Raw genomic sequence first — 21,786 nt, forward strand, 5'->3', positions numbered from 1 at the left:
AGCCGGGCTACAAAACCGCATTATTCTGGTTGCCCGGCTAAGCGCAGCGCAAGCCGGGATCGCTCTTCAAACGTTACGCTTCATCCTGAGTAACGCTTTCAATCGTTAGACGCACATCAGAAGTAATCAGGTCTGCCAGCATGCGGTAGATCTTCAGCGTCTCTTCCGGCTCGGCATCCCCGGTATCGCTGATATAGCCTGCGTCACGCAGGGTCAACACCAGAGTACTGAACACCGCCTTATCGAAGAACTCCGGCGCGTTAATACCGTGCAGCACGGACAGACGCTGAGCCACGGTGCGGCTCTCTTTCTCCAGCGAACTGCGGTTCATGGACGGGTTGGCACTCAGCAGCCAGAAGGTGATGGCATAACGCTGCAGCGTTTCGCGCGCGCCTGCGGCCAGCAGTTGCAGAGAGCGGGCGTGAGACGGATTGACGCTCACTTCGTCTTCGTTCAGGGCGATCAGCCCCTGACGCTGCATCTCAGCAATCAGCGCATCGACGACGCCCCCCAGCTCGGCTTTCTCCCAACGCAGGAACAGCTCAGCCTTCAGGAATGGATAGAACATCTCGACATGACGCAATATTTCGGCGCGGGTAATGCGACGATGCTGGGTCACAATGGCGGCTAACAGCGACGGCATCACCAGCATATGGGCGATGTTGTTGCGGTAATAGGTCATCAACACTGCCTGCTCGCGCGGCAGAATGATGATATCGCCAATGGTGTCTTTCTCGACTTCGAACTTGTTCATCTGGAGCGCGTGGTCGATAAGCTCGCTGGCGGAGGCCTCAGGTGTTGTGGCATCCGGCGAATAAGGCACGTTGCGCAGCAGAGCGAGATAGCACTCCAGCTGTTCGGTGAGCTGCTCGCGGGTCAGAGAACGCTGACGTGAGGCCAGCAGCGCGGTACAGCACAGGTTCATGGCGTTTGCCGCGCCGGCGTTATTGATACGCACCATCAGATCGGAGGCGATATTGTTCACCGTCGGCGTCAACCATGACGGACGGACCGCTTCGATAGGATCGATAGCCTCGCGCCAGTCAGGGACATGCTGATTGAGATAGGTCATCAACGGCAGCGGTTCGCCGAAGTTGACGTAGCCCTGGCCGAGGTTGCGCAGCTTGCTGAGGCCTTTCAACATCTGCGGCAGGCTCTCTTTCTCTTTCGTCGCCCCGCGCAGCTCTTTGGCGTAGGTACCGACTTCCATCACGTGCTCGTAGCCGATATAAATCGGCACCAGGGTGATAGGGCGGGTACCGCCGCGCAGCATCGCCTGGATCGTCATCGACAGGGTGCCGGTTTTTGGGTCCAGCAGGCGTCCGGTACGTGAACGACCACCCTCAACGAAGTACTCCACGGAGTAACCGCGGCTGAACAGCTCGCCCAGATATTCGCGGAACACCGTCGAATAGAGCTTATTCCCTTTGAAGGTGCGGCGAATAAAGAACGCGCCGCCACGACGGAAAATCGGCCCGGCAGGCCAGAAGTTCAGGTTGATACCGGCGGCGATATGCGGCGGCACCAAACCCTGGTGATAGATGACGTAAGAGAGCAGCAGATAGTCCATATGGCTGCGGTGGCATGGAACATAGACTATCTCGTGGCCTTCATGCGCCAGCTGGCGTACGCGCTCGGCGTTATGGACGTTAATGCCCTGATACAGCCGGTTCCAGGTGAAACCCAGTACGCGGTCGGTCAGACGAATCATTTCATAAGAGAAGTTTGCGGCGATCTCTTCCATCAAGGCGATGGCGTTTTGCTGGGCCTTCTCGTGGGAGATTTTCTTGCTACGCGCTTCGTCTTCTACCGCGCGGGCAATGGCTTTTGACGCCAGCAGCTTGTTGAACAGATCCTGGCGCGCAGGTAGGCGCGGGCCGACCGCCGCCAGACGCTGACGGGCGAAGTGCATACGCGCCACGCGGGCCAGCTTTTGGGCGATAATTTTATCGGTACCGTGCTCGTCTGCCATTTTGCGCAGAGAGACCGAAGGCGAGAAACGCACAAAGCTGTCGCGACCCAACCACAGAACGGCGAAGAATTTTTGAATGCCGTTTAGCATACGCAGCGGCGGGTTTACTTCGCCTTTTTCACGCCCTGGAGCACGACCAAACATCACCGAAACCGGCACCATCTGCACGTCAAGATCGGGATGGTTACGGTGCAGATCCAGGTAATCATGGAACAGCTTGATGGATTCTTCTTTTGGCGTGTAGTAGGTGAAAACACGCGGGCCGCCGTGAATAAACACGTAGCGGGGAAGCAGGGTACCATCGATCTCCAGCGGCTCAAGCGGGTCCGGTAATTCATGTTCCAGACATTGAGCGCGAAGCGTCAGCAGGTCCGCCTTCGAATTGTAGGGCAGGACGTACATGATGGGACGTGAGGTATCCAGGCCTAATTCCTGAGCAGGTTGTGCCGGAATTGACTTGCTTTTTACCAGTGCCCTTAATGGTAAATTCAGTAATTTATAGTAAATTCGTTGCCAGCCAGACATAGACGATGTGAAGCCTCTGGTTAATCATGCAAATGCGCCGCAAGAATAACAGAAAGTGCGCAAAATTTCCGTTGTAACGCGGCAAACGCGTACACTCATTGACGTCATTTACATAAAAAGGTTTGTTTGATGGCCAATAATACCACTGGGTTAACTCGAATCGTTAAAGCAGCGGGGTATTCCTGGAAAGGATTCCGTGCGGCGTGGAGCAATGAGGCCGCATTTCGTCAGGAAGGCATCGCTGCCATTATTGCCGTGGCAATAGCCTGCTGGCTGGATGTCGATGCCATCACGCGCGTTTTGCTGATTGGCTCGGTCCTGATAGTGATGATAGTTGAAATTATCAACAGCGCGATTGAAGCGGTTGTTGACCGTATTGGCCCTGAACATCATGAGTTGTCTGGCCGCGCGAAAGATATGGGTTCTGCGGCGGTCCTGTTGGCGATTATTATCGCGTTGATCACATGGGGAACGCTGTTGTGGGCAAACTACCGCTAAGTCTTGCCATGGCGGCTCGCAAAACGGAAAGAAACTCCTGATTTTTGTGTGAAATGTGGTTCCAAAATCACCGTTAGCTGTATATACTCACAGCATAACTGTATATACACCCAGGGGGCGGAATGAAAGCGTTAACGACCAGGCAGCGAGAGGTGTTTGATCTCATTCGGGATCATATCAGCCAGACGGGCATGCCGCCGACGCGTGCGGAGATTGCTCAGCGCTTGGGGTTTCGTTCCCCAAACGCGGCGGAAGAACACCTGAAAGCGCTGGCGCGTAAAGGCGCAATCGAGATCGTTTCCGGTGCCTCCCGCGGTATCCGTCTACTGACGGAAGAAGAAAACGGCCTGCCGCTTGTCGGCCGCGTCGCAGCAGGTGAACCACTGCTCGCACAGCAGCACATCGAAGGCCACTACCAGGTCGATCCGGCAATGTTTAAGCCGAATGCCGATTTTCTGCTGCGCGTAAGCGGAATGTCGATGAAAGATATCGGTATCCTGGATGGCGACCTGCTCGCGGTACATAAAACTCAAGATGTGCGCAATGGCCAGGTTGTTGTGGCCCGCATTGACGATGAAGTCACCGTGAAGCGTCTGAAAAAACAGGGTAACGTCGTCGAACTGCTGCCTGAAAACAGCGAATTTTCCCCGATCGTGGTGGATTTACGCCAGCAAAGTTTCACTATTGAAGGTCTGGCTGTCGGCGTTATCCGCAACGGCAACTGGCAGTAACCTCTTCATCTCGCAGCATCATCTGATGCATGGTGCTGCGCTGTTTTCCCTCTTCATTTGGGCTCTTCCCCATGCTTTTTAACGCCGCCGATAAAGCCCTGTGGCGCTTAGCGCTGCCCATGATTTTCTCCAATATCACCGTTCCTTTGCTGGGGCTGGTGGATACCGCCGTTATTGGTCATCTTGATAGTCCGGTTTATCTGGGCGGCGTTGCGGTTGGCGCGATGGCGACCAGCTTTCTCTTCATGCTGCTCCTGTTTTTGCGCATGAGTACTACGGGTCTAACGGCTCAGGCATTCGGCGCGAAAGATCCGCAACGGCTGGCGCGTGCGCTGGTGCAGCCGCTGGGGCTGGCACTGGCTGCCGGGATAGCCATCGTCCTATTCAGAATGCCGCTAATTAATCTGGCGCTGCACATCGTCGGCGGCAGTGATGCGGTGCTTGAACAGGCCCGGCGTTTCCTCGAGATTCGTTGGCTGAGCGCTCCGGCATCTCTGGCGAATCTAGTGCTGCTGGGCTGGCTGTTGGGCGTGCAGTATGCCCGTGCACCGGTGATCCTGCTGGTTGTCGGCAATGTACTCAACATCGTGCTTGATTTATGGCTGGTGATGGGTCTGCATATGAACGTGCAGGGCGCAGCTCTGGCGACCGTAACAGCTGAATACGCCACCTTTTTCATCGGACTCGTTATGGCGAAACGCGTGCTGGTACTACGGGGCGTTTCGCTATCGATGCTGAAAAACGCCTGGCGCGGCGATGTGCGTCGTCTCCTGGCGCTGAACCGCGACATTATGCTGCGCTCGCTGCTGCTACAGCTATGCTTCGGGGCGATGACGGTATACGGTGCACGGCTCGGCGCTGATGTTGTAGCGGTCAATGCGGTGTTGATGACGATGCTGACCTTTACCGCCTACGCGCTGGATGGTTTCGCCTACGCCGTGGAGGCGCACTCCGGGCAGGCTTACGGTGCCCGCGACGGCAGCCAATTGCTTGAGGTCTGGCGTGCGGCCTGCCGTCAGTCAGGCATGGTAGCGCTGGCGTTTGCGCTGATTTACAGCCTTGCTGGCGAGCAGATTATCGCCTTGTTAACGTCGCTCCCTTCTCTGCAGCAGCTTGCCGACCGCTATCTCATCTGGCAGACAATACTGCCGGTCATTGGCGTCTGGTGCTACTTGTTGGATGGTATGTTTATCGGCGCAACGCGCGGTGCCGAGATGCGTAACAGCATGGCGGTAGCGGCGGCGGGATTCGCCCTGACGCTGCTGACGGTGCCGGTTCTTGGTAATCATGGTCTATGGTTGGCGCTGGCGGTGTTTCTTGCCCTGCGCGGGGCTTCACTGGCGATTGTCTGGCGGCGTCACTGGCAGCGCGGCACCTGGTTTTCATAGCGTGCATTGTTCAGATGGTGGTTAAAGATTCCGAATAATAAATCTTACTCAGAATACTCATCTATAGTTAAGTCATGTCCGGCACACAGCGGGCTATTCATTCACCGAACGATCACCGAACGATGAGGATGACATGATGAATAAAGATGAAATCGGCGGTAACTGGAAACAGTTGAAAGGTAAAGCGAAAGAACAATGGGGCAAACTTACCGACGATGATATGACCGTCATCGAGGGTAAGCGCGACCAGCTGGTTGGCAGAATTCAGGAACGCTATGGATATGCCAAAGACCAGGCCGAGAAAGAAGTGAAGGATTGGGAAACTAAAAACGATTATCGCTGGTAGCGACTAACGTTCGTGTTTTAACCCGTGGTTATTGCCTGCCCGAATGGTACATGGAGGTACCTATACCCTTGATTCCCGCTGCGGCTAACGCCTCAGCGGGCTTTCTTTTTGATCTGGATGGTGTGGTCATGATGGCAGTGCCCTGGCGTACTGCACGCTTCCACCTCCACACAGGCGGCGCACAGGCCGTGAGCTTCAATCACATTGTGACGCAGGGCAAAACCCATTCTTGCCGCCAGCGTATGCATAATATCTTCTACACCTTCCGCGCACTCTTCTTTGACGCTGCCGCAGCGGTCGCAGATAAACATCGCCGAGCTGTGGGTTGGCTGATCGAAAAGATGGCACAGTACGTAGCTGTTGGTGGACTCCACCTTATGCACGAACCCTTGCTCCAGCAGAAACTCCAGCGCCCGATAAACCGTCGGCGGTTTAGCCTGAGGTTCTTTTTCGCGCAGCAGATCGAGCAGGTCATAGGCGCTAATAGCCCCTTTTTGCAGGCTCATTAGACGCAACACTTCAAGGCGCTGCGGGGTCAGGCGCACGCCACGCTGCGCGCAGAGCTTTTCAGCATGCGCTAACATTTGTTGCGAAGTGGTCTTATCCATGAGCGTCCTCTGGTTGCGTGAATTCGAAGCTGTTACTTTATCACGATCCCAGTAAAACACCGAGACCCACCAGGTGTGCTATACATGATGCATCTCATTTTCGGGAAAAAACGATGAAACGACCTGATTGCATTCGACATTGGCGCGAACTGGAAGGTGCGGACGATTCCACCTATCCCGACAGTACGGAGCTTTTCTCTATTGGCGCACCGTTGGCGCGCGGCCTGCGCCTGAACCGCTTAGGGATTCATCACGAGCGCTTGCTGCCCGGGCGTCGTACCTCTTATCCGCATGCGGAAAGCGATGAAGAAGAATTTATCTACGTGCTGGATGGTTATCCTGAAGTGTGGATCAACGGCTATCTCTGGAAGCTGGAGCCGGGGGATAGCGTCGGTTTTCCTGCCGGAACCGGCGTTTGCCACACTTTCCTTAACAACACCGAACAGGAAGTTCGCCTGTTAGTGGTGGGGGAGGCGAACAAAAAATTTAATCGCATTTACTATCCGCTTAACCCCGGTTATGCCGCCACGCGCCAGGATCGCTGGGTCGATCATCCACCGCAGTTTTTTGGCCCGCACGACGGTAAGCCGCGGAGAAAATAGCGCTTCTTACTGGATAGAGGAAGTGAACGCTGGCGCGATGCGCCAGTGGTTTATCTTTATGCTATAGTAGCGCCCCTTTTTACCCGGATGCTTATTTATTCGCCATGATGTCAGAATCAACGCCTACTGCTTTTGCTGCTCACCGTTTTTCCATCGCGCCGATGCTCGACTGGACCGACAGACACTGCCGTTACTTCCTGCGTCAACTGTCGCGCCATACGCTGCTGTACACCGAAATGGTGACCACCGGCGCGATTATCCACGGCAAAGGCGACTATCTGGCCTATAGCGAAGAAGAACATCCGGTTGCTTTGCAACTGGGCGGCAGCGATCCGGCTGCGTTGGCGCACTGCGCGAAGCTGGCGCAAGCGCGCGGATACGATGAAATAAACCTCAATGTCGGCTGCCCTTCCGATCGCGTGCAAAACGGCATGTTTGGTGCCTGCCTGATGGGCAACGCGCAACTGGTGGCGGATTGCGTCAAGGCGATGCGCGACGTGGTGTCCATCCCGGTGACGGTTAAAACCCGTATTGGCATTGACGACCAGGATAGCTATGAGTTTCTGTGTGATTTCATCGAAACGGTCTCCGGAAAAGGCGAGTGCGAGATGTTTATCATCCATGCGCGTAAAGCCTGGCTTTCCGGCCTGAGCCCGAAAGAGAATCGTGAGATCCCGCCGCTGGACTACCCGCGCGTTTACCAGCTCAAGCGCGATTTCCCGCACCTGACCATGTCCATCAACGGTGGGATCAAGTCGCTGGAAGAGGCAAAGCTGCACCTTGAGCATATGGATGGGGTGATGGTGGGGCGTGAGGCTTACCAGAATCCGGGTATTCTGGCTTCGGTTGACCGGGAAATTTTCGGCATTGAAGGCATCGATCCCGATCCAGTTGCCGTGGTTCGCGCGATGTATCCTTATATCGAACGTGAACTGAGTAGCGGCACTTACCTGGGCCATGTGACGCGTCATATGCTGGGGCTATTTCAGGGGATCCCGGGCGCACGTCAATGGCGTCGCTACCTGAGTGAGAATGCGCATAAAGCCGGTGCCGATATTAATGTGCTGGAGCAGGCGTTGCAGCTGGTTGCCGACAAGCGTTAAATTTTTCACTAAAACCTGGTCAAATTCACCACGCCTTGCGTTAATTACGCAGGGCGTTTTGCTTTAAATTCAATAGGTTAAATTTGGCACGTTTTTTGTAATATCCGGGAAGACATACAGAAATTCTTTGGGGAGAAGACGATGCTGGAACTCTTATTTGTTATTGGCTTTTTTGTCATGCTGTTGGTTACCGGCGTATCGCTGCTGGGAATTATCGCCGCAATAGTCGTCGCAACCGCGCTGATGTTTGTCGGCGGCCTGTTTGCATTAATGATTAAACTGTTGCCATGGTTGCTGCTGGCCGTTGTCGTCGTCTGGGTGATTCGGGCGATAAAATCGCCAACTGAAAGTCGTTATCGCCGTAATAACCGTTGGCGTTACTAAGGTATTGAGCGGTATGTCACAACCTGAAGATTTTTGCATAAAGCAGCGTAGGCTTTGCTTATTAAATCTGTCACTATTAGCGCGTTAACGAATTCATCGAGCTGTACCCTACATACAGCCGAACAAAAAAGTAAGGGCTTCCCATGTGGAAGCCCTAAACTTTTGTGCTCCGGCCATTACGGCAATAGCAAACTCGAACCCTGCGTTGCCCGACTTTCCAGCACCTCATGTGCGCGTCTGGCATCGGTTAATGCATATTTCTGGCTCTCCGCCACATCCACTTTTATCACGCCGCTGGCGATCAGCGAGAACAGCTCATTGCTGGCTTCCGTCAGCTCTTCGCGGGTGGTGATATAGCCTTGCAGCGAAGGGCGGGTCACATATAGCGAACCCTTCTGGTTGAGGATCCCAAGGTTCACGCCGGTCACCGGGCCGGACGAGTTGCCGAAGCTGACCATCAGTCCCCGGCGCTGTAGGCAGTCGAGTGACGCCCCCCAGGTATCCTTGCCTACCGAGTCATAGACCACGTTAACTTTCTTACCGCCGGTTATCTCTTTTAAGCGCTCGACGATATTCTCGTCACGATAGTTAATGATCTCCCAGGCTCCGGCCTGTTTAGCGCGCTCAGCTTTTTGCGCGCTGCCGACGGTGCCGATAAGTTTAGCGCCCAGCGCTTTTGCCCACTGGCAGGCAATCAATCCTACGCCACCGGCCGCCGCGTGAAACAGGAACGGTTCACCCGCCTTAATTTCGTGGGTTTTGCGCAGCAGATAATAGACCGTCAACCCTTTCAGAAATGAGGCTGCCGCCTGCTCGAAAGAGATAGCGCCAGGTAAAATGGCTGCTTTATCGGCAGGTACGTTGTGCACCGAACTGTAAGCCCCCAGCGTGGATTGCGCATAAACCACCCGATCGCCCGCTTTAATATGCTTAACGCCGCTGCCGACTTTTCTTACTACGCCTGCGGCTTCAGTGCCCAGCCCGCTCGGTAGAGAGGGGGGAGGATAAAGGCCGCTGCGGATGTAAGTATCAATGTAGTTGATACCGATGGCTTTGTTTTCTACCTGAATTTCGTGCTCCGCCGGATCCTTCGGTGTGAACTCCGCCGCTTGCAGAACTTCAGGCCCTCCGTGCTTGTGAAATTCAATACGTGTTGCCATGCTTCCTCCATAAATGTGGTAATCTTTCGACCCATTCACTATCTCGGTAACTCCATTCACTATGGCAGGAAATAAACCCTTCAACAAACCACAGACTGAACCCCGTGACCGCGATTATCAGGTCGCCGGGCTGAAAGTCCCGCCGCACTCGATTGAAGCGGAGCAGTCGGTGTTGGGTGGTTTAATGCTGGATAACGAACGCTGGGACGATGTCGCTGAGCGCGTGGTTTCAGAAGACTTTTATACTCGCCCGCATCGCCATATTTTTACCGAAATGGCGCGCCTGCAAGAATCGGGTAGCCCGATTGACCTGATCACGCTCGCGGAATCGCTGGAGCGTCAGGGGCAACTGGACAGCGTCGGCGGCTTCGCCTATCTGGCTGAATTATCTAAAAATACGCCAAGCGCAGCGAACATTAGCGCTTATGCCGATATTGTGCGCGAACGTGCAGTTGTGCGTGAAATGATCTCGGTGGCGAATGAAATCGCTGAGGCCGGTTTCGACCCCCAGGGCCGTACCAGTGAAGATCTGCTCGATCTGGCTGAGTCCAGAGTCTTCAAGATCGCCGAAAGCCGCGCCAATAAAGATGAAGGCCCCAAAAATATCGCCGATGTGCTGGATGCCACCGTTGCGCGTATTGAGCAGCTATTTCAGCAGCCGCATGACGGCGTTACCGGGGTCAACACCGGCTATGACGATCTCAACAAAAAGACAGCCGGTCTTCAGCCGTCGGACCTGATAATCGTCGCAGCCCGTCCGTCGATGGGTAAAACAACCTTTGCGATGAACCTCGTTGAAAACGCAGCGATGTTGCAGGATAAGCCGGTCTTAATCTTCAGTCTTGAGATGCCCTCGGAACAGATCATGATGCGTTCTCTGGCTTCGCTGTCGCGCGTTGACCAGACCCGCATTCGTACCGGTCAGCTTGACGACGAAGATTGGGCGCGTATCTCCGGCACCATGGGGATCTTGCTGGAAAAACGCAACATTTATATTGATGACTCCTCCGGACTGACGCCGACGGAAGTGCGCTCCCGCGCGCGCCGTATTGCCCGTGAACATGATGGTATCGGTCTTATCATGATCGACTACCTGCAGTTGATGCGCGTGCCGTCGCTCTCCGATAACCGAACTCTGGAAATCGCCGAAATTTCCCGCTCTTTGAAGGCACTGGCCAAAGAATTGCATGTCCCGGTGGTCGCACTGTCGCAGCTTAACCGCTCTCTGGAACAGCGTGCGGATAAGCGCCCAGTCAACTCGGACCTGCGTGAATCCGGCTCCATCGAGCAGGATGCCGACTTAATCATGTTTATCTATCGTGACGAGGTGTATCACGAGAACAGTGATTTAAAGGGCATTGCCGAAATTATTATTGGTAAACAGCGTAACGGCCCCATCGGGACGGTACGTTTGACGTTTAACGGTCAGTGGTCGCGCTTTGATAACTATGCCGGGCCACAATACGACGACGAGTAAATCTCCGTCATCCTTCATGCCGCAGATGCGTTGACTACGCCTGTTCACCCCAGCCACTTAGTTTACTAAGCTCCCGGGGATTCTCAGGCTTGTTGCCTTCCTGCAACACGAATGATTTAGGAGATTCTTTTATTAAGGAATTTAAATGCAAGCGGCAACTGTAGTGATTAACCGCCGCGCTCTGCGACACAACCTGCAACGTCTACGCGAACTGGCTCCTGCCAGCAAGCTGGTTGCGGTGGTGAAAGCGAACGCCTACGGACACGGTCTTCTGGAGACCGCGCGAACGCTCCCTGACGCCGATGCTTTTGGCGTCGCCCGTCTCGAAGAAGCGCTACGCCTGCGCGCAGGCGGTATCGCCCAGCCGATCCTGCTGCTGGAAGGTTTCTTTGAGGCCGCCGATCTGCCGGTAATCTCCGCCCAGCGCCTACACACAGCGGTACACAGCCCGGAGCAGCTGGCGGCGCTGGAAGAGGCTGATTTGCCCGAGCCAGTGACCGTATGGATGAAGCTGGATACCGGGATGCATCGATTAGGCGTCCTGCCGGAACAAGCGGAAGCGTTTTATCAGCGCCTGAGCCAGTGCAAAAACGTCCGCCAGCCGGTCAACGTGGTCAGCCATTTTGCCCGTGCCGATGAACCGGAATGCGGTGCCACCGAACGTCAGCTGGATATCTTTACCACCTTCACAGAAGGTAAACCGGGGCTGCGTTCCATCGCTGCTTCGGGTGGAATTTTGCTGTGGCCGCAGTCGCACTTCGACTGGGCGCGTCCGGGAATTATTCTCTACGGCGTATCGCCGCTGGAAAACCAGTCGACAGGTGCGGATTTTGGTTGCCAGCCGGTGATGTCGCTGACTTCGAGCCTGATCGCGGTCCGCGAGCATAAAACCGGTGAACCGGTTGGCTACGGCGGTACCTGGATAAGCGAGCGCGATACGCGTTTAGGTGTGGTGGCGATGGGCTACGGCGATGGTTATCCGCGCGCTGCGCCGTCCGGAACGCCGGTACTGGTCAATGGCCGCGAGGTGCCGATTGTTGGACGCGTGGCGATGGATATGATTTGCGTCGATCTCGGGCCCGGATCGCAGGATAAATCGGGCGACCCGGTCGTGCTCTGGGGTGAAGGCTTGCCCGTCGAACGTATTGCTGAGATCACAAAAGTAAGTGCTTACGAACTTATCACGCGTCTGACTTCAAGGGTGTCGATGAAGTACGTGGATTAATACATACCTCGTTCGGGCTATGCTGAGGTCAGGTAGCCCGGACAGGGCGCGTCAAGCGCCGCCGCCGGGACAGTCCCCGATTTGTTATTGCCCTGTTTTATCCACCAACATCCTCTCGATCTTCCTGCGCATCCGGTTTATTGTGTAATAACCTGCCTTATGTAAACCTGGAGAAACATCACGTGTTTCAGAAAGTTGACGCCTATGCTGGCGACCCCATTCTCTCCCTGATGGAGCGTTTCAAAGAAGATCCGCGTAGTGACAAAGTAAACCTCAGCATCGGTCTTTATTACAACGAAGATGGAATTATCCCGCAGCTACAGGCGGTTGCGGAGGCGGAAGCGCGCCTTAATGCTCAGCCGCATGGTGCTTCTCTGTATTTACCGATGGAAGGTCTGAATACCTACCGTCACGCGATTGCACCGCTGCTGTTCGGGGCTGACCATCCGGTACTGGTGCAGAATCGCGTCGCTTCCATTCAAACTCTGGGCGGTTCCGGTGCGCTGAGAGTGGGTGCTGATTTCCTGAAATACTACTTCGCTGACTCGCGCGTATGGGTGAGTGACCCGACGTGGGAAAACCACATCGCAATATTTGAAGGGGCTGGCTTCGAAGTAAGTACTTACCCTTGGTTTGATGATGAGACCAACGGCGTGCGTTTCGAGGCTTTCCTGGAGAAACTCAACACCCTGCCGGAGCGCGATATCGTGCTGCTGCATCCGTGCTGCCATAACCCAACGGGGGCCGATCTGAGCAACGCCCAGTGGGATGAGGTGGTTAAGGTGCTGAAAACGCGCAATCTGATACCCTTCCTGGATATCGCTTATCAGGGCTTTGGCGCCGGAATCGAAGAGGATGCCTACGCTATCCGCGCGATCGCCAGCGCCGGAATACCGATGCTCGTCAGCAACTCTTTCTCAAAAATCTTCTCCCTGTATGGTGAGCGCGTTGGCGGTTTGTCGGTGGTTTGCGAAGATGCGGAAACCGCGGGTCGCGTACTGGGACAATTAAAAGCGACCGTGCGTCGCAACTACTCCAGCCCACCGAATTTTGGTGCGCAGGTTGTGGCGGCAGTATTGAACGATACGGAGCTGAAAGCCTCATGGCTGGCGGAAGTTGAAGGGATGCGTACCCGTATTCTGGCTATGCGTCAGGAACTGGTTAACGTGCTCAAAGATACGGTGCCCGGAGGTAACTTTGATTACCTGCTTAAGCAGCGTGGAATGTTTAGCTATACCGGATTCAGCGCGGCTCAGGTTGATCGCCTGCGCGATGAATTTGGCGTCTACCTGATCGCCAGCGGCCGCATGTGCGTGGCCGGGCTGAATTCGCGCAATGTTCAGCGCGTGGCGCAGGCATTTGCAGCTGTAATATAAGTCTTTGCCTGATTTGTTGCCCTTGCCAGTATTTTGGTGGGGCAACTCCCTCCCTGAAGTGTGATCATTCTCTTTTTATATGACATCAAAGCAGAAAAACCTTTCTATCCGGGCTCGTCGGGGGTAAGGTTTTGGTGCATTAATAAGCACACACATTATTGAAAACTATAACGATTCGATTATTTAGGGAAAAATATGCGCAAGATTACCCTGGCCTTTGGGGCCGTCTGCTTACTGTTCGCACTAAATAGCTCCGTCGTTGCCCGCGCTTCCACACCGCAACCGCTGTGGACGGGCACTAATATGGCGAAACTCGCCGAACAGGCACCTATCCATTGGGTTTCCGTGGCTCAGATTGAAAATAGCCTGTTGGGACGCCAGCCGATGGCCGTCGGTTTTGATATTGATGATACGGTTCTGTTTTCCAGCCCAGGATTCTGGCGCGGGCAGAAAACCTATTCACCCGGCAGCGATGATTATCTGAAAAACCCGGAGTTTTGGGAAAAAATGAACAATGGCTGGGATGAATTCAGCATGCCGAAAGAGGTCGCTCGCCAGCTGATCGCGATGCATGTTAAACGTGGCGATAGCATCTATTTTGTCACCGGCCGCAGCCAGACCAAAACAGAAACGGTATCAAAAACCTTGCAGGATGATTTCCTGATCCCGGCCACGAATATGAATCCGGTTATTTTTGCCGGCGACAAGCCGGGACAGAATACAAAGACGCAATGGTTGCAGGAGAAGGACATCAAAGTCTTCTACGGTGATTCAGATAATGATATTGCCGCTGCTCGCGACGTCGGTGCTCGTGGTATCCGCATCATGCGGGCTTCAAACTCGTCCTATAAGCCACTGCCGATGGCGGGAGCTCAGGGCGAAGAGGTGATTGTGAATTCAGAATATTAAGCCGCCCGGCGGGTTAATCATTTATCGTAAAAACGGCAGCCCGCAAACTGCCGTTTTTTTGTGCAAAATAAAGCGTCAAAGGTTTTACCTTTTCGCTTATTGCTGCACACTTAGGAGGATTCACTGGTAAAGGAGTCGTTCATGTGGCATCAGCAAACTCTGACCTTAGGGCCGAAATCTCGGGGCTTTCACCTGGTCACTGATGAAGTTCTGGGTCAAATTCGCGAGCTGTCGCGCGTTAAGACCGGCCTGCTGCATCTGCTGCTCCAACATACATCGGCTTCCCTGACGCTAAACGAAAACTGCGATCCGACCGTTCGCTACGACATGGAACAGCATTTTCTCAATGCTGTGCCGGACAACGCGCCGTATGAACACGATTATGAAGGTCCCGATGATATGCCCTCGCACATTAAGTCGTCGATGCTTGGCGTATCGCTGATGCTACCTGTTCAGGACGGGCGCGTCAGACTGGGGACCTGGCAGGGTATCTGGCTAGGGGAGCACCGTATTCACGGCGGATCGCGCCATATCATCGCGACGCTCACAGGGGAATAAAGATGACAATTTCGGAGTTATTGCGCTACTGCATGGCGAAATCAGGTGCGGAGCAAAGCGTGCATAGCGACTGGAAAGCCACGCAGATCAAAGTGGCAGACGTGTTGTTTGCGATGGTAAAAGAGGTGGAAGACAATCGGCCCGCGGTATCGTTAAAGGCCAGCCCGGAGCTTGCTCAGCTGTTGCGGGAGCAGCATCACGATGTTCGTCCCAGTAGACATTTGAATAAAGCCCACTGGAGTACGGTGTTCCTTGACGGCTCCCTGCCGGATTCACAGATTTACTACCTGGTCGATGCTTCTTACCAGCAGGCGCTTGATATGCTCCCTGAAAGTAAGCGTAAGTTGTTGTCATAAAAACTACAGGCCGCCTAATAGCGCCAGCAGCGTGATATCAAAGAGTCGAAGCAGCGTGGACTGAAGATGCGTCTGCATCGCGATACGTTCGTTGTTGGCACGAATGGCGGCAATATCACGCTGCCCTTGCAGCAGCAGAATTAGATCGTCCTGGGTCAACCAGCCCCGCGCCTTCTCCTGTAAGGCCTGAAGCGTTAGCGTTCCGGCGTCGCGGATGCCGCTATCATCATCGTTAATGATGTCTTTTATTAGCTGTAACCACTCCGCCGTATTGACTCCGGCGTCAGTGAACTGGGTGCTGAGTTCCTCTAGGGTAGACATCATTATTTCCCTGAACGTTGTTGTTCGCCATTGATGGCCTGTTGGTAAAGGTTTTCCGTTTGTTTCGTTAGAACCGAGGCTGCGAAAGGCGTCAGTGCGGTATCCTGGCTGGATACTTGCGCGTATAGCCGCTGGTAGTTTTGCTTCAGTACCAGCAGATTATCCTGCCGCAGCGTATCGCTATTGTTTAACGCCTGGCTGAATAGCTGACGAATCTGGCTATCCTCTTGCCTGAGCAGCGGCCGATCGACAGGCGTTACCGCGGCATCGGTGATGAACTGGAGATGAAGTTGTTCCAGCATAAGTAACTGCTGATGCGCTGAGCTACTGTAGCTATCCACCCAACTGCAGGCGGTCAGCGCAAATAACGCAGCGGCGAGGGCGTATCGATAAAATCCGTGTTTTAAAGACATGATGCTTCCTGCAAGTAGTGGTTATGCAGCTATCGTCATGCCAGATGACGAACGGTCGCAAATCACAAATGCTCAGCAGGAAAAAATGAGGTGAAATGAGATTAAATGATGCCTCTTCCCCGCAGAGAAGAGGCAGATGAACTTACTTCAACATTGGTTTGAGGAAGTGTGCCGTATATGAAGCTTCACACTCGGCGACGGTTTCAGGCGTTCCGGAAACGAGGATTTCACCGCCGCCGCTACCGCCTTCCGGGCCGAGGTCAACAATCCAGTCAGCCGTTTTAATAACGTCCAGGTTGTGTTCGATCACCACGATGGTATTGCCCTGGTCGCGCAGCTGATGCAGAACTTCCAGCAGTTGCTGGATGTCGGCAAAGTGCAGACCGGTGGTTGGTTCATCAAGGATATACAGCGTCTGCCCGGTACCGCGTTTGGATAGCTCACGGGCCAGCTTGACGCGCTGGGCCTCACCGCCGGAGAGCGTGGTCGCCGACTGACCAAGGCGAATATAGGTCAAACCGACATCCATCAGGGTCTGGAGCTTACGCGCCAGCGCCGGAACCGCATCAAAGAACTCACGCGCTTCTTCAATGGTCATATCCAGCACTTCATGAATCGTTTTGCCTTTGTACTTAATCTCCAGCGTTTCGCGGTTATAGCGCTTGCCTTTGCACTGGTCGCACGGCACGTAGATATCCGGCAAGAAGTGCATTTCGACTTTGATCACGCCGTCGCCCTGGCAGGCTTCACAGCGCCCGCCGCGTACGTTAAAGCTGAAGCGGCCCGGCGTATAGCCACGTGAACGTGATTCAGGCACGCCCGCAAACAGTTCACGCACTGGCGTAAAGACGCCGGTGTAGGTCGCCGGGTTAGAACGCGGCGTACGGCCGATGGGGCTCTGGTCGATATCGATCACTTTGTCGAAATGTTCCAGTCCCTGAACGTCACGATACGGTGCCGGTTCTGCGATGGTCGCGCCGTTGAGCTGGCGCTGGGCAATCGGAAACAGCGTGTCGTTAATCAGCGTTGATTTACCCGAACCAGAAACGCCGGTAATACAGGTAAACAGGCCCACCGGCAGCGTCAGCGTGACATCTTTCAGGTTGTTGCCGCGCGCACCTGTCAGCTTCAGTACTTTCTCCGGATTAGCCGGAACGCGCTGTTTTGGCACCTCGATTTTGCGCTTGCCGCTCATAAACTGGCCGGTCAGCGACTCCGGCACCGCCATAATATCTTCCAGCTTACCTTCAGCCACGACCTGACCGCCGTGCACACCGGCGCCAGGGCCGATATCGATAACGTGGTCAGCGGCGCGAATGGCGTCTTCATCGTGCTCGACAACGATAACGGTGTTGCCGAGATTACGCAGGTGGATCAGGGTGCCGAGCAGACGCTCATTATCGCGTTGGTGCAGGCCGATAGAGGGTTCATCCAGCACGTACATCACGCCGACCAGACCTGCGCCGATCTGGCTGGCGAGGCGGATACGCTGGGCTTCACCGCCGGAGAGAGTTTCCGCCGAACGGGAAAGCGTCAGGTAATTCAGACCGACGTTAACGAGGAATTTCAGACGATCGCCAATCTCTTTCAGCACTTTTTCGGCGATTTGCGCGCGCTGACCGCAGAGCTTCAGATTGTTGAAGAAGTCCATCGCGTGGCCGATGCTCATATCCGAGATGGTCGGCAGCGGCGTATTTTCCACGAATACGTGTCGTGCTTCGCGACGCAGACGCGTGCCGCCGCAGCTGGTGCAAGAGCGGTTGCTGATGAATTTCGCCAGCTCTTCGCGCACGGCGCTGGATTCGGTCTCTTTGTAGCGGCGTTCCATATTATGTAAAACGCCTTCGAACGGATGACGGCGAACGGAAGTGTCGCCGCGATCGTTCATGTATTTGAATTCAATATTCTCTTTGCCTGAGCCGTAGAGAACGACTTTCTGTACGTTGGCGTTCAGCGTGCCCCACGGTGCTTCAACATCGAATTCATAATGTTCCGCCAGCGATTTCAGCATCTGGAAATAGTAAAAATTGCGCCGATCCCAACCACGAATCGCGCCACCCGCCAGCGATAGCTCCGGGTTCTGGATAACACGTTCAGGATCGAAATATTGCTGTACTCCCAGGCCGTCGCAGGTTGGACAAGCGCCAGCCGGATTGTTGAAGGAGAACAGGCGCGGTTCGAGCTCGCGCATGCTGTAGCCGCAAATCGGGCAGGCGAAGTTAGCGGAAAATAGCAGCTCTTCCGCTTTGGGATCGTCCATATTGGCGACGATGGCGCTCCCGCCGGAAAGCTCCAGCGCGGTTTCAAAGGACTCAGCCAGACGCGTGCTGAGATCTTCGCGCACCTTGAAGCGGTCGATTACCACTTCGATGGTGTGTTTCTTTTGCAGTTCAAGCTTCGGCGGATCGGAGAGATCGCAGACTTCGCCGTCGATCCTTGCGCGGATGTATCCTTGCCCGGCGAGGTTCTCCAGCGTTTTGTTATGCTCACCTTTGCGCTCTTTAATGATCGGCGCCAGCAGCATCAGACGCTGACCTTCCGGCTGCGAGAGCACGTTATCGACCATCTGGCTGACGGTTTGCGCCGCCAGCGGGACGTCGTGATCCGGGCAACGAGGTTCACCGACGCGAGCGTATAGCAGACGCAGGTAGTCGTGAATTTCGGTAATAGTACCTACCGTTGAGCGGGGGTTATGGGACGTTGATTTCTGTTCAATGGAAATCGCTGGCGACAGCCCTTCGATGTGGTCAACATCAGGTTTCTCCATCAGCGACAGGAACTGCCGCGCATAGGCGGAGAGCGACTCAACGTAACGACGCTGTCCTTCGGCATACAAGGTGTCGAAAGCCAGTGAGGATTTGCCTGAACCCGAAAGCCCGGTGACGACAATGAGTTTGTCGCGTGGGATAACGAGGTTGATATTTTTGAGATTGTGGGTGCGGGCGCCCCGAACTTCGATCTTATCCATTCACCTTTCCCGGTAGATACGCGGATTGCCTGATTTGCTTGAAGGACAAACGGCAGAAACGGCTAATTATGACACAATTTAACCTGTTTGAATATACAGTATTGGAATGCATTTTCCGACGGGCTGTGTAAAAATGTCAGGTCGCGCGTGATATCTGGAAGCTTCTTCGCAGCTATCAAAATACCACCTGGAAATGGTACACTCGCGCGTTTACACTATTTATTAATAAACGCATTCAGGAGAGACAAACATGGCCAGCAGAGGCGTAAACAAGGTGATTCTCGTCGGTAACCTGGGCCAGGACCCGGAAGTACGCTATATGCCTAGTGGTGGCGCAGTTGCCAACATTACGCTGGCTACTTCCGAATCCTGGCGTGACAAAGCGACCGGTGAGATGAAAGAGCAGACTGAATGGCACCGCGTGGTGCTGTTCGGTAAACTGGCAGAAGTGGCTGGTGAATACCTGCGTAAGGGTTCCCAGGTCTATATCGAAGGCCAGCTGCGTACCCGTAAATGGACCGATCAATCCGGTCAGGAAAAATACACCACCGAGATCGTGGTTAACGTTGGCGGCACGATGCAAATGCTCGGCGGCCGTCAGCAGGGCGCAGGCGCTCCGGCAGGTGGCAACGCAGGCGGTCAGCAGCAGGGCGGTTGGGGTCAACCTCAGCAGCCGCAGGGCGGCAACCAGTTCAGCGGCGGCGCGCAGTCTCGTCCGCAGCAGCAGGCTCCGGCAGCACCTTCCAATGAACCGCCGATGGACTTTGACGACGATATCCCGTTCTAAGCGCGTCGTTTTGCTTTGTAAGTCAGACGTTGTGAAGTCATCTCTGAAAAAGCCCCATTTGGGGCTTTTTCTATTTTGAAACGTAAATTGTCAGCCGGGTTTCTACGGCGTGGCTGGCGCGGTCTGCGCGTTTGTTGCCGGAGCAGTCTTGTTTTTTGAATCCGTTGTCGCCTGCTGCTTACGCGCCATTTCATCGACGATAAGCCGGTAAGCAATGTAGTACTTATAAATATTGCTCACATAGGTCACGGTCTCAGAACCAATTTTTTCGGCGGCCAGATACTCGACGTTGCCAAACCAAACGTTGGGGTCAAAGCCGCGCTTTTTGGTCTCGGTGCGCAGTCGGGCGATGCGCGCGGGACCGGCGTTATAAGAAGCAAATGAGAACAGCGCCTTATCAAGCTGAGTCATCGGTTCATCCCCGTAATAATGGTCTATCATCCAGCGCATATATTTCACCCCGGCATGGATATTGGGATCGAGCTGCTTAATATCGCCGACCTTCAGCTCCCTACCGGTATTCGGCATCACCTGCATAACGCCAATTGCGCCAACATGGCTACGTACCGACTGATTAAGCCGCGACTCCTGATACCCCTGTGCGGCCATCAGCAGCCAGTCGACGTCATAGCGATCGCCGTATTTACGGAAAATTTCCACCATCGTGAGAAACTTACGTCGCTCCTTCTGCGCCGCCGCGTTTTTAACGTATTTAGCATCTTTCAGATAGCGCAGCAGGATCGTATTACCCAGCTTGCTGCCCTGGCTGTTTTCTTTGATGAAATGATTAAGTAACGTGAGAAGCTGCGGGCTGTTGCTGCGTACCGCCCAGCCAATATTGCCCTCGTTGCGCAGAATGATGTCCTGGTGAACCTGAATTTTTGGAAAAACCTGTTTCCAGAACATCGCCTTATGGCGATCGACCACGGTCAGCGGGATAAGTCCGGCGCTGAGCATCTCTATTAAATCTTCATCCTCCAGCGCTTCGGGGGCTGGTTTAATAATCACGGGCGGCAGGGACTCTTGCGCAAAGCGCGCATTGAGCGCAACCAGACTTGCGTAATAGCTCGACGATGTGCGCACAAATACCGTTTTGCCGGAGAGTTGTTGCAGATTTTCCACTTTAGGAGAGCCGGGGCCTGAAAGCAGCAGCTCCTGAACATGGGAATAGATAGGCGCGGTAAACGTCATTTGCTGTTGACGTTCCGGTGTGATGGTCAGGTTAGCGGCGATAACATCCCCTTTACCGGCGTTGAGCGCGCTGATGAGCTGGTCGCGGGCAACGGGAACAAAAATGATCCGCACTTTGAGATGGCGATGCTTAAGCTTCTTCTCTTTCGCTAATTTTTGATTCAGGCTGCGTTCAAACTCCATAAAGATATCGTGTGTGGCGCCGCGCTGGGTGCCTTTGTTGATAAAGAAAAAGGTTTTGCTGTAGGTGGTTAAAACCCGGATTGTTCGTCGGTCGAGCATACCCGGCAAATCGCCCTGCCATGGTTGCAACATATCCTCGACGTTAACTTCAAGGGCCTCGCGTTCGTCTGGCTCTGCGCGTTTATTTTCTGAGGCCGCGTTAACCGAACTGAAAAATAACAGGGCGGCAAGGCAGGTCAGCCAGCCGATAAGGTATCGATATGACGACAGGGTGTTCATGGCGCGGTGCTCCGCAGGGGGATTGTTTTATTCTAGTCAATCCTGCGCAGTTAGCATGCCAGGCAGCATGTATGAGGGACTACAAATCCGGATGTTAATTATTTAATTAATTAACAAGATCAGTATTTATATTGCAATAATAAAATCGAGTTTATTTAAATAATTGTGGAAATAATATGGATGAATTGTGTTTTTTTAATGTAGATACAATTCATTTGTTTAATTTTGTCATGGTATTAAATAGATTTGAATTTTTTCATCTGTCTGTTTTTGCTTTGTATTTTAATTTATTTGCATGATGAATAACTATCAACTTGATAATAAATCTCATTTCTAATAACGTGGTTCGGCACAATAATCCTATTGCGTGCTGATCGGCAAACACTATCAAAGAATAGCGTGGCGCGTTTATTTCTTCGTGTTGCC

At 54.0% G+C, this 21,786-nt stretch carries 21 protein-coding genes; 14 read left to right on the forward strand and 7 right to left on the reverse strand.

Going from position 1 to position 21,786, the window contains the following annotated elements; translation table 11 throughout:
• Positions 1-73: 73 nt before the first annotated feature.
• A complete protein-coding gene (gene plsB / locus HV127_RS08775; RefSeq protein WP_182235637.1) occupies positions 74-2,497 on the reverse strand; it encodes a glycerol-3-phosphate 1-O-acyltransferase PlsB in 2,424 nt (807 codons plus the stop codon).
• Between the two features lie 129 nt (positions 2,498-2,626).
• Here plsB and HV127_RS08780 point away from each other — a divergent pair, with 129 nt between their 5' ends.
• From HV127_RS08780 to HV127_RS08795, 4 genes are all read left to right on the forward strand, one after another.
• Positions 2,627-2,995 (forward strand): diacylglycerol kinase, encoded by a 369-nt coding sequence (locus HV127_RS08780; protein ID WP_182235638.1) that lies wholly within the window; start codon positions 2,627-2,629, stop codon positions 2,993-2,995.
• A 122-nt stretch (positions 2,996-3,117) separates the two neighbouring features.
• Positions 3,118-3,726: a transcriptional repressor LexA gene (gene lexA / locus HV127_RS08785; RefSeq protein WP_182235639.1), complete on the forward strand. Its 609-nt coding sequence runs from the start codon at positions 3,118-3,120 to the stop codon at positions 3,724-3,726.
• A gap of 71 nt (positions 3,727-3,797) precedes the next feature.
• Positions 3,798-5,114: an MATE family efflux transporter DinF gene (dinF, locus tag HV127_RS08790; protein ID WP_182235640.1), complete on the forward strand. Its 1,317-nt coding sequence runs from the start codon at positions 3,798-3,800 to the stop codon at positions 5,112-5,114.
• A gap of 136 nt (positions 5,115-5,250) precedes the next feature.
• Positions 5,251-5,460, forward strand: a complete 210-nt coding sequence (locus HV127_RS08795; RefSeq protein WP_110274589.1) for a CsbD family protein — start codon at positions 5,251-5,253, stop codon at positions 5,458-5,460.
• Positions 5,461-5,552: 92 nt separating this feature from the next.
• On the opposite strand, the gene zur is transcribed toward HV127_RS08795, so the two are convergent.
• Positions 5,553-6,068: a zinc uptake transcriptional repressor Zur gene (zur, locus tag HV127_RS08800; protein ID WP_110274588.1), complete on the reverse strand. Its 516-nt coding sequence runs from the start codon at positions 6,066-6,068 to the stop codon at positions 5,553-5,555.
• Positions 6,069-6,181: 113 nt separating this feature from the next.
• On the opposite strand from zur, the gene HV127_RS08805 reads away from it, so the two are divergent.
• The 3 genes from HV127_RS08805 to pspG all read left to right on the forward strand — a co-directional run bounded on the left by HV127_RS08805 (position 6,182) and on the right by pspG (position 8,157).
• On the forward strand, positions 6,182-6,670 hold the full coding sequence (locus tag HV127_RS08805) for a cupin domain-containing protein (RefSeq protein ID WP_110274587.1): 489 nt from the start codon (positions 6,182-6,184) through the stop codon (positions 6,668-6,670).
• 104 nt (positions 6,671-6,774) lie between these two features.
• The gene (gene dusA, locus HV127_RS08810; RefSeq protein ID WP_181484030.1) at positions 6,775-7,773 is read left to right on the forward strand and encodes a tRNA dihydrouridine(20/20a) synthase DusA; all 999 of its coding nucleotides are present in this window, start codon (positions 6,775-6,777) and stop codon (positions 7,771-7,773) included.
• 141 nt (positions 7,774-7,914) lie between these two features.
• Positions 7,915-8,157: an envelope stress response protein PspG gene (pspG, locus tag HV127_RS08815; RefSeq protein ID WP_182235641.1), complete on the forward strand. Its 243-nt coding sequence runs from the start codon at positions 7,915-7,917 to the stop codon at positions 8,155-8,157.
• A 176-nt stretch (positions 8,158-8,333) separates the two neighbouring features.
• Here the strand turns inward: pspG and HV127_RS08820 are convergent, their stop codons facing one another.
• The gene (locus HV127_RS08820; protein ID WP_182235642.1) at positions 8,334-9,317 is read right to left on the reverse strand and encodes a quinone oxidoreductase; all 984 of its coding nucleotides are present in this window, start codon (positions 9,315-9,317) and stop codon (positions 8,334-8,336) included.
• Positions 9,318-9,378: 61 nt separating this feature from the next.
• Here HV127_RS08820 and dnaB point away from each other — a divergent pair, with 61 nt between their 5' ends.
• The 6 genes from dnaB (at position 9,379) to HV127_RS08850 (ending at position 15,218) form a co-directional block, all read left to right on the forward strand.
• The gene (gene dnaB / locus HV127_RS08825; RefSeq protein WP_182235643.1) at positions 9,379-10,794 is read left to right on the forward strand and encodes a replicative DNA helicase; all 1,416 of its coding nucleotides are present in this window, start codon (positions 9,379-9,381) and stop codon (positions 10,792-10,794) included.
• Positions 10,795-10,939: 145 nt separating this feature from the next.
• Positions 10,940-12,019 carry an alanine racemase gene (gene alr / locus HV127_RS08830; protein WP_182235644.1) on the forward strand — a complete coding sequence of 360 codons (1,080 nt, stop codon included), beginning with the start codon at positions 10,940-10,942 and terminating at the stop codon, positions 12,017-12,019.
• A 182-nt stretch (positions 12,020-12,201) separates the two neighbouring features.
• Positions 12,202-13,395 carry an aromatic amino acid transaminase gene (gene tyrB / locus HV127_RS08835; protein WP_182235645.1) on the forward strand — a complete coding sequence of 398 codons (1,194 nt, stop codon included), beginning with the start codon at positions 12,202-12,204 and terminating at the stop codon, positions 13,393-13,395.
• Between the two features lie 195 nt (positions 13,396-13,590).
• Positions 13,591-14,304, forward strand: a complete 714-nt coding sequence (gene aphA / locus HV127_RS08840) for an acid phosphatase AphA (RefSeq protein WP_181484024.1) — start codon at positions 13,591-13,593, stop codon at positions 14,302-14,304.
• 141 nt (positions 14,305-14,445) lie between these two features.
• Positions 14,446-14,862 carry a secondary thiamine-phosphate synthase enzyme YjbQ gene (locus HV127_RS08845; protein ID WP_181484023.1) on the forward strand — a complete coding sequence of 139 codons (417 nt, stop codon included), beginning with the start codon at positions 14,446-14,448 and terminating at the stop codon, positions 14,860-14,862.
• Positions 14,863-14,864: 2 nt separating this feature from the next.
• Positions 14,865-15,218: an MmcQ/YjbR family DNA-binding protein gene (locus HV127_RS08850; RefSeq protein WP_112215887.1), complete on the forward strand. Its 354-nt coding sequence runs from the start codon at positions 14,865-14,867 to the stop codon at positions 15,216-15,218.
• Between the two features lie 3 nt (positions 15,219-15,221).
• Here HV127_RS08850 and HV127_RS08855 read toward each other — a convergent pair whose 3' ends face one another.
• From HV127_RS08855 to uvrA, 3 genes are all read right to left on the reverse strand, one after another.
• Positions 15,222-15,542 carry a hypothetical protein gene (locus tag HV127_RS08855; protein ID WP_228727452.1) on the reverse strand — a complete coding sequence of 107 codons (321 nt, stop codon included), beginning with the start codon at positions 15,540-15,542 and terminating at the stop codon, positions 15,222-15,224.
• Positions 15,542-15,952 (reverse strand): hypothetical protein, encoded by a 411-nt coding sequence (locus tag HV127_RS08860; protein WP_181484020.1) that lies wholly within the window; start codon positions 15,950-15,952, stop codon positions 15,542-15,544. The genes HV127_RS08855 and HV127_RS08860 overlap by 1 nt, the downstream gene beginning before the upstream one ends.
• Positions 15,953-16,094: 142 nt before the next feature.
• The gene (gene uvrA / locus HV127_RS08865; protein WP_182235646.1) at positions 16,095-18,920 is read right to left on the reverse strand and encodes an excinuclease ABC subunit UvrA; all 2,826 of its coding nucleotides are present in this window, start codon (positions 18,918-18,920) and stop codon (positions 16,095-16,097) included.
• A gap of 250 nt (positions 18,921-19,170) precedes the next feature.
• On the opposite strand from uvrA, the gene ssb1 reads away from it, so the two are divergent.
• A complete protein-coding gene (gene ssb1 / locus HV127_RS08870; protein ID WP_110274575.1) occupies positions 19,171-19,707 on the forward strand; it encodes a single-stranded DNA-binding protein SSB1 in 537 nt (178 codons plus the stop codon).
• Positions 19,708-19,809: 102 nt separating this feature from the next.
• Here ssb1 and HV127_RS08875 read toward each other — a convergent pair whose 3' ends face one another.
• A complete protein-coding gene (locus HV127_RS08875; RefSeq protein WP_182235647.1) occupies positions 19,810-21,360 on the reverse strand; it encodes a lytic transglycosylase F in 1,551 nt (516 codons plus the stop codon).
• Between the last annotated feature and the right edge of the window lie 426 nt (positions 21,361-21,786).

It is taken from the genome of Klebsiella sp. RHBSTW-00215 (genome assembly GCF_014103785.1).
GTDB lineage: Bacteria > Pseudomonadota > Gammaproteobacteria > Enterobacterales > Enterobacteriaceae > Klebsiella.

Coding starts and splice junctions, on each gene's coding strand:
- plsB (WP_182235637.1), bottom strand. CDS start 2,497: ATGTCTGGCTGGCAACGAATTTACTATAAATTACTGAATTTACCATTA.
- HV127_RS08845 (WP_181484023.1), top strand. CDS start 14,446: ATGTGGCATCAGCAAACTCTGACCTTAGGGCCGAAATCTCGGGGCTTT.
- aphA (WP_181484024.1), top strand. CDS start 13,591: ATGCGCAAGATTACCCTGGCCTTTGGGGCCGTCTGCTTACTGTTCGCA.
- dusA (WP_181484030.1), top strand. CDS start 6,775: ATGATGTCAGAATCAACGCCTACTGCTTTTGCTGCTCACCGTTTTTCC.
- dinF (WP_182235640.1), top strand. CDS start 3,798: ATGCTTTTTAACGCCGCCGATAAAGCCCTGTGGCGCTTAGCGCTGCCC.
- HV127_RS08875 (WP_182235647.1), bottom strand. CDS start 21,360: ATGAACACCCTGTCGTCATATCGATACCTTATCGGCTGGCTGACCTGC.
- ssb1 (WP_110274575.1), top strand. CDS start 19,171: ATGGCCAGCAGAGGCGTAAACAAGGTGATTCTCGTCGGTAACCTGGGC.
- HV127_RS08850 (WP_112215887.1), top strand. CDS start 14,865: ATGACAATTTCGGAGTTATTGCGCTACTGCATGGCGAAATCAGGTGCG.
- HV127_RS08795 (WP_110274589.1), top strand. CDS start 5,251: ATGAATAAAGATGAAATCGGCGGTAACTGGAAACAGTTGAAAGGTAAA.
- uvrA (WP_182235646.1), bottom strand. CDS start 18,920: ATGGATAAGATCGAAGTTCGGGGCGCCCGCACCCACAATCTCAAAAAT.
- HV127_RS08820 (WP_182235642.1), bottom strand. CDS start 9,317: ATGGCAACACGTATTGAATTTCACAAGCACGGAGGGCCTGAAGTTCTG.
- pspG (WP_182235641.1), top strand. CDS start 7,915: ATGCTGGAACTCTTATTTGTTATTGGCTTTTTTGTCATGCTGTTGGTT.
- HV127_RS08855 (WP_228727452.1), bottom strand. CDS start 15,542: ATGATGTCTACCCTAGAGGAACTCAGCACCCAGTTCACTGACGCCGGA.
- dnaB (WP_182235643.1), top strand. CDS start 9,379: ATGGCAGGAAATAAACCCTTCAACAAACCACAGACTGAACCCCGTGAC.
- alr (WP_182235644.1), top strand. CDS start 10,940: ATGCAAGCGGCAACTGTAGTGATTAACCGCCGCGCTCTGCGACACAAC.
- HV127_RS08805 (WP_110274587.1), top strand. CDS start 6,182: ATGAAACGACCTGATTGCATTCGACATTGGCGCGAACTGGAAGGTGCG.
- HV127_RS08780 (WP_182235638.1), top strand. CDS start 2,627: ATGGCCAATAATACCACTGGGTTAACTCGAATCGTTAAAGCAGCGGGG.
- lexA (WP_182235639.1), top strand. CDS start 3,118: ATGAAAGCGTTAACGACCAGGCAGCGAGAGGTGTTTGATCTCATTCGG.
- zur (WP_110274588.1), bottom strand. CDS start 6,068: ATGGATAAGACCACTTCGCAACAAATGTTAGCGCATGCTGAAAAGCTC.
- HV127_RS08860 (WP_181484020.1), bottom strand. CDS start 15,952: ATGTCTTTAAAACACGGATTTTATCGATACGCCCTCGCCGCTGCGTTA.